This is a genomic window from Paenibacillus violae, assembly GCF_032461945.1.
GTDB classification, from domain to species: domain Bacteria; phylum Bacillota; class Bacilli; order Paenibacillales; family NBRC-103111; genus Paenibacillus_E; species Paenibacillus_E violae.
This window is the reverse complement of the sequence record NZ_JAWCUD010000016.1, coordinates 29,100-42,012: the sequence shown is the minus strand read 5'-3', so window position 1 is coordinate 42,012 and position 12,913 is coordinate 29,100. Positions and strand designations below refer to the sequence as shown.

Annotated in this window: 11 protein-coding genes and 1 riboswitch; all 11 genes read right to left on the bottom strand. The window is 50.2% G+C overall.

Going from position 1 to position 12,913, the window contains the following annotated elements; translation table 11 throughout:
* Positions 1–33 precede the first annotated feature (33 nt).
* Positions 34–1,581, bottom strand: a complete 1,548-nt coding sequence (purH, locus tag RQP52_RS32430; RefSeq protein WP_315955663.1) for a bifunctional phosphoribosylaminoimidazolecarboxamide formyltransferase/IMP cyclohydrolase — start codon at positions 1,579–1,581, stop codon at positions 34–36.
* Between the two features lie 468 nt (positions 1,582–2,049).
* Positions 2,050–2,661, bottom strand: coding sequence for a phosphoribosylglycinamide formyltransferase (purN, locus tag RQP52_RS32425; protein ID WP_315955662.1), 612 nt, complete (start codon positions 2,659–2,661; stop codon positions 2,050–2,052).
* A complete protein-coding gene (gene purM / locus RQP52_RS32420) occupies positions 2,661–3,701 on the bottom strand; it encodes a phosphoribosylformylglycinamidine cyclo-ligase (protein ID WP_315955661.1) in 1,041 nt (346 codons plus the stop codon). The genes purN and purM overlap by 1 nt, the downstream gene beginning before the upstream one ends.
* Before the next feature lie 60 nt (positions 3,702–3,761).
* Positions 3,762–5,294: an amidophosphoribosyltransferase gene (purF, locus tag RQP52_RS32415; RefSeq protein ID WP_157317295.1), complete on the bottom strand. Its 1,533-nt coding sequence runs from the start codon at positions 5,292–5,294 to the stop codon at positions 3,762–3,764.
* Positions 5,279–7,522, bottom strand: a complete 2,244-nt coding sequence (purL, locus tag RQP52_RS32410; protein WP_315955660.1) for a phosphoribosylformylglycinamidine synthase subunit PurL — start codon at positions 7,520–7,522, stop codon at positions 5,279–5,281. The genes purF and purL overlap by 16 nt, the downstream gene beginning before the upstream one ends.
* Positions 7,500–8,195, bottom strand: coding sequence for a phosphoribosylformylglycinamidine synthase subunit PurQ (gene purQ / locus RQP52_RS32405; RefSeq protein ID WP_127455582.1), 696 nt, complete (start codon positions 8,193–8,195; stop codon positions 7,500–7,502). Before purQ ends, purL begins: the two co-directional genes overlap by 23 nt.
* 27 nt (positions 8,196–8,222) lie before the next feature.
* Entirely contained in the window at positions 8,223–8,462 is a 240-nt protein-coding gene (purS, locus tag RQP52_RS32400; protein WP_079414612.1) for a phosphoribosylformylglycinamidine synthase subunit PurS, read from the bottom strand.
* 30 nt (positions 8,463–8,492) lie between these two features.
* The gene (locus tag RQP52_RS32395; protein WP_315955659.1) at positions 8,493–9,392 is read right to left on the bottom strand and encodes a phosphoribosylaminoimidazolesuccinocarboxamide synthase; all 900 of its coding nucleotides are present in this window, start codon (positions 9,390–9,392) and stop codon (positions 8,493–8,495) included.
* 33 nt (positions 9,393–9,425) lie between these two features.
* Complete coding sequence (gene purB, locus RQP52_RS32390; protein WP_315955658.1) at positions 9,426–10,721, bottom strand: adenylosuccinate lyase; 1,296 nt, start codon at positions 10,719–10,721, stop codon at positions 9,426–9,428.
* Between the two features lie 26 nt (positions 10,722–10,747).
* Positions 10,748–11,923, bottom strand: coding sequence for a 5-(carboxyamino)imidazole ribonucleotide synthase (gene purK / locus RQP52_RS32385; protein ID WP_315955657.1), 1,176 nt, complete (start codon positions 11,921–11,923; stop codon positions 10,748–10,750).
* Positions 11,920–12,405, bottom strand: coding sequence for a 5-(carboxyamino)imidazole ribonucleotide mutase (gene purE, locus RQP52_RS32380; RefSeq protein ID WP_315955656.1), 486 nt, complete (start codon positions 12,403–12,405; stop codon positions 11,920–11,922). Before purE ends, purK begins: the two co-directional genes overlap by 4 nt.
* A 136-nt stretch (positions 12,406–12,541) precedes the next feature.
* Positions 12,542–12,643, bottom strand: a riboswitch (purine riboswitch).
* Positions 12,644–12,913 lie beyond the last annotated feature (270 nt).

Here is a 12,913-nt window from a genome sequence, read left to right as displayed (position 1 = left end):
CCGCACTCGAATCGTGAGCATTCTCAGTTGTTTTTAGTGTTTAAAGTGACGAACGCCCGTCATAACCATCGCGATTCCGTTCTCGTTCGCTACGCGAATGGACTCTTCATCTTTGATCGATCCACCCGGTTGGATAACCGCTGTGATGCCTGCTTTCGCAGCCATTTCAAGCGTATCGCCCATTGGGAAGAAAGCATCGGAGGAAAGAACAGCGCCTTTCGACTTGTCCCCAGCTTGCTCAATCGCAATTTTAGCCGCACCGACACGGTTCATTTGACCCGCACCCACGCCAACCGTCATGTCGTCAGCGACAAGTACGATCGCGTTAGATTTAACGTGCTTAACTACTTTCCATGCAAAAAGCAGCTGCTTCATTTCTTCTTCTGTCGGCTGACGCTCGGAAACAACTTTCAGATCAGCTTCCGTCAGTTGGTAAGCATCGCTATCTTGCACGAGCATGCCGCCTTCAACGGTTGTAACAACTGGCTCTGCCTTGCGGCCAGCAACTGTATCTAAGCCGACTACTTTGAGCAGACGGATATTTTTCTTTTTAGAAAGGATATCAAGTGCTTCCGGTGTAAAATCTGGTGCAATGACGATTTCCAAGAAAATCTCATGCAGCAATTGCGCTGTTGCTTCATCAACTGTACGGTTCGCAGCTACAATACCACCGAAGATGGACGTAGGGTCAGCGGCGTACGCTTTTTGATAAGCTTCCAGCACGTTTGAACCGATACCTACACCGCAAGGATTCATGTGCTTAACTGCAACAACGGCAGGTTCGCTGAATTCCTTAACGATTTGAAGCGCCGTATTAGCGTCATTGATGTTATTGTAAGAAAGCTCTTTGCCGTGAAGCTGTTCAGCCGTCGTAATGTTGCCGGCCGCTGCATTCGGCTTGCGGTAGAACGCCGCGCTTTGATGCGGGTTTTCTCCATAGCGAAGCTCTTGCATTTTCTCGTATGTGACTGTGTAACGCTCTGGGTAAGGCTCGCCCATTTGTTTGGACAAGTAGTCAGCAATCAAAGCATCATATGAGCCTGTGTGACGGAATACTTTGGCCGCAAGACGTTTGCGCGTTTCAAGCGTTGTATCGCCAGTCTCTTGGACTTCTTCAAGCACCTTGGCATAGTCCGCTGCATCGACAACTACGGATACGAACGCATGGTTCTTTGCCGCCGAACGAAGCATAGTCGGACCGCCGATATCGATATTCTCGATAGCGTCTTCGTAAGAGACATTCGGCTTCGCAATCGTCTCAGCAAAAGGATACAAATTCACGACAACCAGATCAATATAATCCAGCCCTAGCTTCTTCATGCTCGCTTGGTGCTCTTCGTTGTCACGAACTGCCAACAGACCGCTGTGAACAGCCGGATGCAGCGTTTTGACGCGGCCATCCATGATCTCAGGGAAGCCTGTAACCTCGGAAATTCCGATAACCGGAACTCCTTTATCCTTCAACAAACTTTGCGTACCGCCAGTAGAAATAATCTCAACGCCCAGCTTCGCAAGCTCGCTCGCGAACTCAACGATCCCCGTCTTATCGGACACGCTGATCAGTGCTCTTTTGATTGCCACGGTTCTTCCTCCCAGAAAAGTAATTTAATATTTAATGCTGTTAATCAACTTTAACTCGCAACGCTTAAGCCCGTTCCACGCTCAACCACCACTTTAACGCTGTAAAACACTCTTAAAGTAGCCAATTCTCACGCCTAGCATCGTTTAGCGCTGTAAAGCACCCTTAACGCCAAACGCTTACGCTATTCTCAGGCAAATCGCCCTGATCCAATCACTAGCTACTCAACTTCCCGAATCCAATCACACAGATGATGTAAAAAGTACAGCAAATCGAGCCACTATAGACGCAAAATAAGAAAATACCTGAAAAAGTGCAGTACATTTAGCGAAAAATAATCATATCTGCCTAAAACCCGGGATTATAACATTACAAAATACATCAAATCCCCAGAGAACAGGCAACCCGCTCATATTTTGCTGCACTTTTTACATGTCCTTCGCTCAGCCGTATAACAAGAGTTGCCCTACCTACAGCTTAATACCCACCTTGCGGCCATCCATGCTCACGCGTCCCTCGCGCAGTTGACGGATCACCTGTGGCAGCAGCACATGCTCAGCCGCATGAATCCGCTCTGCGAGCGATTCCGCCGTCTCGTGCTCGTGGATCTCCACCGCACGCTGTGCGATGATCGGGCCGGAGTCCAGCCCGCCGTCCACGAAGTGCACAGTGACGCCCGTTTGCTTCACGCCGTACTCGACGGCTTGCTCAATCGCGCGCACGCCCGGAAAGGAGGGCAGCAGTGAAGGATGTACGTTGATCATCCGGCCAAAAAACGGCTCCACCAGCACATTCGTAATGATGCGCATATAACCGGCCATCACGATAAGATCAATCTGCCGCTCCTGCAGTTCCTTAAGAATAAGAGCTTCATAAGCCTCACGATTGGCATATTCCTTGGGACGGAACGCAAACACGGGCACTTTCGCTTCCGTTGCGCGCTCCACCACGTACGCTTCCGGACGATCACAGACAAGAAGCTCGATGCTGACATCAAGCTTCCCCTTCTGTACCTGATCCACAATGGCTTGGAAATTCGTACCACTGCCCGAAGCAAAAATCGCTACTCGATAAGGCTGCATTACACCTCAGCTCCTTGGAATGTTACGACACGCTCGCCTTCTGTAACAACGCCCAAACGGTAAACTTTCTCGCCTTGCGCTTCCGCTGCGGCAATCGCTTTCTCCGCGTCATCCGCGTTCACAATAATAACCATTCCGATTCCCATGTTGAACGTGCGGAACATATCATTGTTCGAAATGCCGCCCTCACGCTGCATCAAAGAGAAGATCGGCAGAATCGGCCATGAGCCGTATTGGATATCCACGTTCACGCCGTCAGGCAGAACACGCGGAATATTTTCGATAAAACCGCCGCCTGTAATATGCGCCATGCCTTTGATCGCTACGTCTTCCAGCATCGCCAGAATCGGCTTCACATACAGCTTAGTAGGCTCTAGCAGCACGTTGCCAAGCTTGTCACCCAGTTCGTCCACATGCCCTTGAAGCGTGTACCCTTTCTCTTCCAGCAAAAGCCTGCGCACAAGAGAGAACCCGTTACTGTGCACACCGCTTGAAGCCAGACCTAACACTACGTCTCCAGGACGGATTGTCGTACCGTCGATGATCTTTTTCTTGTCGACGATTCCAACCGTAAAGCCGGCAATGTCATACTCCCCTTGTGCATACATGCCAGGCATTTCCGCCGTTTCGCCACCGATGAGTGAGCAACCGGATTGCGCACAACCGTCTGCGATCCCTTTGATAATAGCTTCAATTTTCTCTGGAATTACTTTGTCACAAGCGAGGTAGTCAAGGAAGAAAAGCGGCTCAGCGCCTTGAACAATAATATCGTTCACGCACATAGCAACCGCGTCGATCCCAATCGTATCATGCTTATCCATTGCAAAAGCAATCTTCAGCTTCGTGCCCACGCCGTCCGTTCCAGATACAAGCACAGGCTCCTCATACTTGTCTTTGTTCAAGCTGAACAGCCCGCCGAAGCCGCCGAGGTCAGTTAACACTTCAGGACGGAAAGTCCGTTTGACGTGTTTTTTCATCCGTTCTACTGCTTCGTTACCTGCCGCGATATCGACTCCGGCCTTTTTGTAAGCATCCGACACTTCGCAACCACTCCTTATATTTGTCTATATATATTGGGAGGCCGAGGCCTCCCCTATCCTTTAATCGCAAGCACAACCAACCTTCGTTACATCCACAATCTCCGTTGGGTACGTATTATCGAAGCAAGCTGTACAGTACCCGCTCTGGGAACCGGCCGATCCTTGACCAATGGAATCAAGCAGCCCTTCTTTGGTTAGAAAATGCAGGGAATCCGCGTTGATCGCCTTACGAATTTCCTCGATAGAGTTCATCGCAGCAATCAGCTCTTTCCGATCCGGTGTATCAATGCCGTAGTAGCATGGATTCATGAAAGGTGGCGAAGAAATCCGCACATGCACTTCTGTAGCTCCAGCTTCTCTGAGCAAATTAACAATTCGAAGGGACGTTGTTCCACGAACGATGGAATCATCGATCATCACAACACGTTTGCCTTCAACTACTTTGCGAACGGCGCTCAGCTTCATTTTGACACCTTGTTCACGAAGCTCTTGGCTAGGAATGATGAACGTCCGGCCTGTGTAGCGGTTCTTGATCAGCCCCAGCTCATAAGGGATACCCGTTTGTTCAGCAAAACCAATTGCCGCCGAGATACTTGAATCCGGTACTCCTGTCACAACGTCTGCGTCGACGAAAGCTTCCATCGCCAGCCTTTTCCCCATCCGCTTACGTGCGGAGTGAATGTTCACCGTATCGATGTCGCTATCCGGACGAGCAAAATAGATATATTCCATCGCACAAATGGCGCGCCGGCCGCTCTCTGTGAACTGCTCGGAACGGAAACCGTCGCGATCCAGCACGATGAGTTCGCCAGGCTGAACATCACGGAAATACGTAGCTCCCACCGCATCGAAAGCGCAGGACTCGGAAGCGAATAAGTAGGAATCACCGAGTCGGCCGATCATGAAGGGACGCAAGCCGTTCGGATCGAGCGCAGCAATCAATTTATCCTTGGTGATAATCAGGAAGGCAAATCCGCCGATGACTTGCGTCAAAGCGTCTTTGACCGCATCCACGATATCGTCATGCTCCGAACGGGCAATCAGATGCGCCAGAACTTCGGTATCGCTTGTTGTTTGGAAAATCGAACCCTTACGCTCAAGCTCGCGTTTGATAATGTTCGCATTATCCAGGTTGCCGTTCGTTGCAATCGCAAGATCGCCTTCACGATATTTGAAAACTAACGGCTGTGCATTCGCCAGCTTGCTTTCGCCTGCTGTGGAATACCTTACATGGGCAATCGCCGTGCTGCCTGTCAGAGGGGACAAATTCTCGTTCGTAAATACCTCTTTGGCAAGCCCCATTCCGCGATAGTAGTTAAACTTGCCGTCTTCTACCGTACAAATACCAGCGCTTTCCTGTCCACGGTGCTGCAATGCATGAAGACCATAATAGCAGAGAGAGGATGCTTCGGAATGACCATACACGCCGAAAACGCCGCACTCTTCATTCAGCTTATCAAACAATCCGCCATGGCCGCCTACACCTTCGTTGAAGTACTCCCCTGTCCAAAGCTCGTGCTGCTGATCCCCTAGATTAACCAGGGGAGCCGCAGGTAGCTTTAGGGCCTTGGATTGTTTTATGCCATTAGACATGGAATCGCATCCTTCCAGACTTTCGCCAGCTCGTTAACCGAAGACTGGAGACGCTGTTCGTTGTTGATTTTCACAGTTAGTTCTGTACCTGTTACTGTTCCAATTTCTTGATAAGGCACGCCTTGCGAAGCAACCCAGTGCTTCAGGGCATCCGCTTTGTCCGGGGATGCACTTAGCAAAATACGGGATTGGGATTCGCTGAACAATGCGAAATCAGGACGAAGTTCGGAAGCTACGTTAACGTCAGCGCCTACACGGCCGCTGATGCAGCTTTCCGCCAAAGCAACGGCCAAGCCGCCTTCGGACAAGTCATGCGCAGAAGCGACAAGACCTTCTTGGATCGCTTTAAGCACTGTGTTTTGCAGACGTTTCTCCACCGCTAGATCAAGCTCAGGTGGACGTCCTTCGGTTACACCGTGAATTACATATTGGAATTCGCTGCCGCCGAGTTCCGCTTTGGTCTCGCCGAGCAGGATGATGATGTCGCCTTCTTTTTTGAAGCTTTGCGTCGTGATGTGGTCGATGTCATGCACCAGACCTACCATTCCGATAACCGGAGTCGGGTAAATTGCACCTTTGGCGTTCTCATTGTAAAGAGAAACGTTACCGCCGATAACCGGCGTATCCAAGTAGCGGCAAGCTTCCGCCATACCGTCTGTGGATTTCTCCAACTGCCAGAAGATCTCAGGCTTGTCAGGGCTGCCGAAGTTCAAGTTGTCCGTAACGGCCAGAGGCTCAGCACCGGAGCAGACAACGTTACGAGCAGCTTCGGAAACCGCGATCCGTCCGCCAACTTCCGGATCCAAGTACACATAACGTCCGTTGCAGTCGGTTGTCATCGCAAGACCTTTGCGCGTGCCGCGAATGGTCACAACCGCTGCATCCGAACCCGGACGAACAGCTGTATCCGTACGAACCATGTGGTCATACTGGTTGTAAACCCACTCTTTGCTCGCTACCGTCGGGGACGCGAGCACCGATTTCAGCGCATCCGTCAGCTTCGTTACCTCTGGGTAACGTGTCGTGTCGATCGCTGCGCTTGCTTCATAATAAGCCGGAACCTTGCTCGGCTTATTGTAAACCGGGCACTCGTCGACGAGTGCGCCTACCGGCATGTTCCCCACGACTTCACCGTGGTGGATCAGCTTCAGGTAACCGTCGTCGGTTACCTTACCGACTTTCGCGCAGTGCAGACCCCAGCGCTCGAAAATACCTTTCGCTTGCGCCTCATGCTTCGGCTCAACAACGAACAGCATGCGCTCTTGCGATTCGGACAGCATCATTTCGTATGCTGTCATGCCTTCTTCGCGCTGCGGAACTTCATCCAGGTAAAGCTCCATGCCGTTGCCTGCTTTACTTGCCATCTCCGCGCTGGAGCAGGTAAGACCTGCAGCGCCCATATCTTGAATTCCGAGCACAATGCCGGAATTGATTAACTCTAAGCACGCTTCCAGTACGAGCTTCTCCATGAACGGATCGCCCACTTGTACCGCCGGGCGTTTCGCTTCGGACTCAGCCGTCAACTCCTCGGAGGCGAATGTCGCACCGTGGATACCGTCGCGGCCTGTTGCCGGACCGACGTAGAACACAGGGTTGCCTACACCTTTGGCAACACCGCGTTGGATTTTGTCGTGGTCGATAAGACCCACGCACATCGCATTAACGAGTGGATTACCTTCGTAGCTCTCGTCGAACATCACTTCGCCGCCGACTGTCGGAATCCCGATACAGTTACCGTAACCGGCGATACCGGATACAACGTGCTCGAACAGGTATTTCACGCGGTCATTTTGCAGCTTGCCGAAACGCAAAGAGTTCAATAAAGCCACTGGGCGTGCGCCCATGGAGAAAATATCACGAATAATACCGCCCACGCCTGTCGCCGCGCCTTGGTAAGGCTCGATGGCGGAAGGGTGGTTATGACTTTCAATTTTGAAAACAACCGCTTGGTTGTCCCCGATATCTACGATCCCTGCGCCTTCGCCTGGTCCCATCAGAACGCGAGGTCCTGTAACCGGGAATTTGCGAAGCACCGGTTTGGAATTTTTGTAAGAACAATGCTCGGACCACATCACGCTAAATACGCCGATCTCCACATAGTTAGGATTACGTCCAAGGAAGCCGCAAATTTTGGCAAACTCTTCGTCCGTTACGCCCATTTGCTTGTAAATTTTCTGTTCCGCGATTTGTTCGGCTGTTGGTTCCTTAGCGGATAGCTGCTGCGTCATGTTTTTCCCTCCAAGCACTTAGAATAGATGTGAACATTTTCTTGCCGTCTGCGGAGCCCAAAATCTCATGAATGGCGCGTTCCGGATGGGGCATCATACCTACAACATTGCCTGCCTTGTTGCTAATTCCGGCAATATCGTCAAGGGATCCGTTCGGGTTAGCCCCTGCTTCATAACGGAAAACGATTTGATTGTTTTCTTGCAGTTCTTTCAATGTAGCATCGTCACAATAGTAGTTGCCTTCGCCGTGTGCGATTGGAATATTGATAAGCTCACCTTCGGCGTAATCACGCGTGAAGGCCGTTGTGTTGTTTTCCACTTTCAAAACCGCTTGGTGGCAGCGGAATTTCATGCCGTTATTGCGAAGCAAAGCGCCTGGCAGCAATTTAGCTTCCGTCAAGACTTGGAATCCGTTACAAATACCTAGAATGTATTTGCCTTCTTCCGCAGCTTTAGCCACAGCTTTCATCACATTCGTAAATTGCGCAATCGCTCCGCAGCGCAGGTAGTCCCCGTAAGAGAACCCGCCCGGCACGAGGATGCAATCGTATTTGGACAAATCGTCCGCCGTATGCCACACATAATCAACCGGTTGTCCGATCGTGTCCTCGACTGCTTTGTAGCAGTCGATGTCACAGTTCGATCCCGGAAATACAAGAACCGCAAAATTCATGACGTTTCCTCCCTCTCCTGATCTCTATTAGGCCAACTCGTAGCGGTAGTCTTCGATAACTGTGTTCGCGAGCAGCTTCTCGCACATTGCTTTCACGCGTGCTTCCGCTTCTGCTTTATCCGTAGTTCCAAGTTCCAACTCCAAATATTTCCCGATGCGCACTTTACCAACTTCCTCAAAACCCATGGAATGAAGCGCTCCTTGCACCGCTGTTCCTTGCACATCCAATACGTTCTGCTTTATCGTTACATAGACCGTTGCTTTCATTTTCTATTCTCCTCCTCGTATGTGCTTGCTCTAATTTTCTGAATCGACTAAACGGTGCAAAATCTCTTTGTATCGGTTCGAAGTCTCTTCCACGACAGACGCTGGAAGCTCATCCGGCTCACTGTTTTTATCCCAACCGGAACTTGCCAAATACGTGCGAACTGGCTCTTTGTCCATCGAATCAATCTCGATATCCAAGGCATATTTATCTTCCGACCAATAACGAGAGGAATCCGGCGTGAAAATTTCATCAATAATAATCAGTTCACCTGCATAAAAGCCGAATTCAAACTTCGTATCTGCTAAAATAATGCCTTTTCGCTCACAAATGGAATGAGCTAGCGTATAAAGCATAATGCTGCGCTCTTGCAGCGCGTATGTCAGCTCTTCGCCAACCAGCTCAATCATCTGTTCGATGGATATGTCTTCATCGTGGCCGACATCATTTTTCGCCGCTGGGGTGAAAATAGGGTCCTGCAGACGTTGGTTTTTGCGCAATCCTTCAGGCAGCTTACGGCCGTTGATCTCGCCGGTTTTCTCGTACTGTCTCCAGCCGTTGCCTGTGATATATCCGCGAACGACGCACTCGATGGAGATGCGCTCCGCTTTTTTCGCCACAATAATACGCTCTTTCAGTAGCTCTCTCGCTGCCGCATCCGGAATAATATCTTGAAGCAATTCGACATCCGTGTGAACGATATGATTTTTCATATAACCGCTCGTTATATCGAACCAGTACTTGCTGAGCGCGTTAAGCACGTATCCTTTGTCAGGAACACCCGGCTTCAAAATGTAATCAAAAGCTGAAATCCGATCCGTCACGACGATCAGGAAATTTTCACCCAAATCATACAGCTCGCGTACTTTTCCTTTGTGTACCAGAGGCGCTTTTACGAGTTCAACCGCTGAATCAAGGATTTTACCTGCCACAGACAACCCATCCCTTCTCTCCCAAAGTGCCTTCTATTTCAAACCTAAACGGTCAAAGATTGTAGCAACATGTTTCAAATGCCAGCTTGGATCAAAGCAATCCGCAATTTCAGCCGGGCTTAATACTTCGGTAATTGCACGCTCATTCTCTACGATGTCACGGAACGAACGTTGCTCTTCCCAAGCTTGCATCGCTCTAGGCTGTACAGTATCGTACGCTTGCTCGCGGGAGAAACCTTTGTCGATCAGCTTCGTCATAACGCGGCCAGAGAAAGGCACATCGTACGTGCTGCGCATATTGCGTTTCATGTTCTCAGGGAACACCGTCAAATTTTTGATGATGTTGCCAAGACGGTTTAGCATGTAGTTCAGCAATTGTGTTGCATCCGGAAGGATGACACGCTCAACGGAGGAGTGCGAAATGTCGCGCTCATGCCAAAGCGTCACGTTCTCGTAAGCGGAAATCATGTGCCCGCGAATGACACGGGACAGACCAGAAATGCTCTCGCAACCAATTGGATTGCGTTTGTGCGGCATCGCGGAGGAACCTTTTTGACCTTTTGCAAACGGCTCTTCCACCTCGCGGAATTCACTCTTTTGTAGAGCGCGAATTTCTGTCGCGAATTTGTCCAGGGACGTAGCAACTAGAGCCAAAGTAGCCATGTACTCAGCATGACGGTCACGCTGAAGCGTTTGTGTAGAAATCGGAGCTGCTTTCGTGCCAAGCTTCTCGCACACGTACTGCTCTACGAACGGATCGATGTTCGCGTAGGTGCCTACTGCGCCGGAAATTTTACCGAATTGTACGCCATCAGCGGCAAAACGGAAACGCTCCAGGTTACGTTTCATTTCCTCGTACCAAAGCGCCATTTTGAGTCCGAACGTCGTCGGCTCTGCATGCACACCATGCGTTCTGCCCATCATGGCTGTATCTCTATGTTCAATCGCTTTATTGCGAAGGATTTCTATGAAGTTCTGAATGTCTTTGTCCAAAATCTCATTGGCTTGTCTTAGCAAGTAACCAAGTGCCGTATCTACAACGTCTGTTGAAGTTAATCCGTAGTGAACCCATTTGCGCTCAGGCCCCAGTGTCTCGGATACCGCTCTTGTGAAAGCAATAACGTCATGACGCGTTTCTTGCTCGATTTCGTAGATGCGGTCAATGTTGAAGCTTGCGTTCTCGCGCAGCACTTTCACATCTTCTTTCGGGATTACGCCTAGCTCAGCCCATGCCTCACAGGATAAAATTTCAACTTCGAGCCATGCTTGAAACTTGTTTTGCTCAGTCCATATGCTCGCCATTTCCGGGCGTGTATAACGTTCGATCATTTTGCCGTTCCTCCAATAATTATCATTTACTTACTTTCCCAAATCGCCGTGCGTTCTATCCAAGTCAGTGCTTGCTCTACGTCGTTTGTCAGCAGATTAATGTGTCCCATCTTGCGTTTCTCTTTTGCTTCCTTTTTCCCGTACAGATGAACCTTGGCGCTAACGCCTAAGTCTGCATCTTCCAAGAAACCGGGCTGGTCGATCAGACCGTTAAGCGGTTCGATATGCTCGCCAAGCAAATTCACCATAACCACTGGTGATAAAAGCTCCGTCGAGCCTAACGGCAAATTGCAAATCGCTCGAACATGCTGCTCGAACTGTGACGTGCGGCACGCTTCCATCGTGTAATGACCGGAATTGTGCGGGCGCGGCGCAAGCTCGTTGACGTATAGCTGGCCATCCTTCGTCAGGAACAGCTCTACGGCGATCAATCCGATCACGCCAAGTCCTTCGGCGATTCGCGTCGCCAGCTTCTCGGCTTCTTGCTGCACATCCGCTGGGATGCGGGCAGGCACGATGGATTGATGCAGGATGTTATGTACATGTATATTTTCCGCTGCAGGGAATGCCTTCACCTCACCGCGAGGGCTTCTTGCTGCAATAACGGATAATTCTTTGTCAAAATGAATGAATTGTTCGAGAACGAGCTCGGTTTTGGCACGGCTCAGCGTTTCGTAGGCTTCCTCTACTTCATCTAAAGAGCGAATGACCCATTGGCCTTTGCCGTCGTAACCGCCGGTCGCTGTTTTGAGCACACACGGTGTACCGAACTTGATGACCGAGTCTTTCAGCTCTGCGGCGCTCTTGATTTCCGTATAAGGGGCAACCGGAACGCCTGCCGCCTCAATAGCTCTCTTCTCGCGAAGACGATGCTGAGTCGTATATAAAAGCTCGCTTCCTTGGGGAACATAGGACTCATTCATAAGAATGCTAGTCACGTGAGCGTCCACGTTCTCGAATTCGTAAGTGATCACATCGGATAATGCCGCAAGCTTCCGCGCCGCTTCGACATCATCGAAGCTCGCAAGAATCTGTTCATCTGCGACTTGTCCGCATGGCGCATCCTCTGTGGGATCGAGCGTTACGAAGCGATACCCCATGTTGCGACCGGCCAAGGCCAGCATGCGGCCTAGTTGCCCGCCGCCCAAGACGCCGATCGTGCCGCCGGGCTTGATGACCTTACCACCTGCTGTGTCTGTCATAACAGGTCACTGCTTTCCATCACTGTCTGCGCGACGCGTTCACGGCGTGCTCTGACTCTCGCTTGCAGCTCAGGATCGAAAGCGCCCAGAATTTGCGCAGCCAGAAGGCCTGCATTCGTTGCGCCTGCATGCCCGATCGCCACCGTAGCAACCGGAATGCCGCCTGGCATTTGCACGATCGAAAGCAAGGAATCGAGACCATTCAGCGTCGATGTTTTGACTGGAACACCAATAACCGGAAGCTCCGTTTTGGCTGCTACCATTCCTGGTAGATGAGCCGCTCCGCCTGCTCCGGCGATAATGACTTGAATGCCGCGGCCTGCCGCTGCGGCTGCATATTCGAACATCAGATCTGGCGTTCTGTGCGCGGAAACCACCTTTTTCTCATAAGGCACTCCCAGCTCTTCCAACATGTCGCATGCGTGCTTCATCGTTTCCCAATCCGACTGGCTTCCCATTATGACACCAACACGTACCGTCATCACTAACCCACTCTCTATTGTATGGTAAATATGGTCAAACCCTCTAAACCAAAAAATGCCCAGAGCTAGAATACACGATTCTATCCGCTGGACAGCAAAAGAACCGAATGCAAAAAGACCATCATCTTCCTATGGTTTCCCTCATTCGCTTCCTCGTAGTCCAAAAATTCATGGTTTTTGGGTAGAAACTTTCAGGCCTTATCCCTGATTTTATACGAGTTGATTCGACATTTTCAATTAGTGCGGCTTCATTTCCCGCTTCCCTAGTTTACTACCAACTGACGTGTCATGTCAATTTCAAAAAACGAACGATTTTTAGGTAAATCTTTTGAATAGTTCGTTTTTTGCTGTTTTTTTCTCTAAAAACAAACTTTTGAGACATTCTTTCTATTTTCACCCTCACATCAAGGTTAGACTTGTTCGGTATTCGGGTATAGAATAGGAAAAGACCCTCATCTTTTTTTCGACAAATCCGAAGAATGGCACAAACTTTTCCGCGCAAATATCG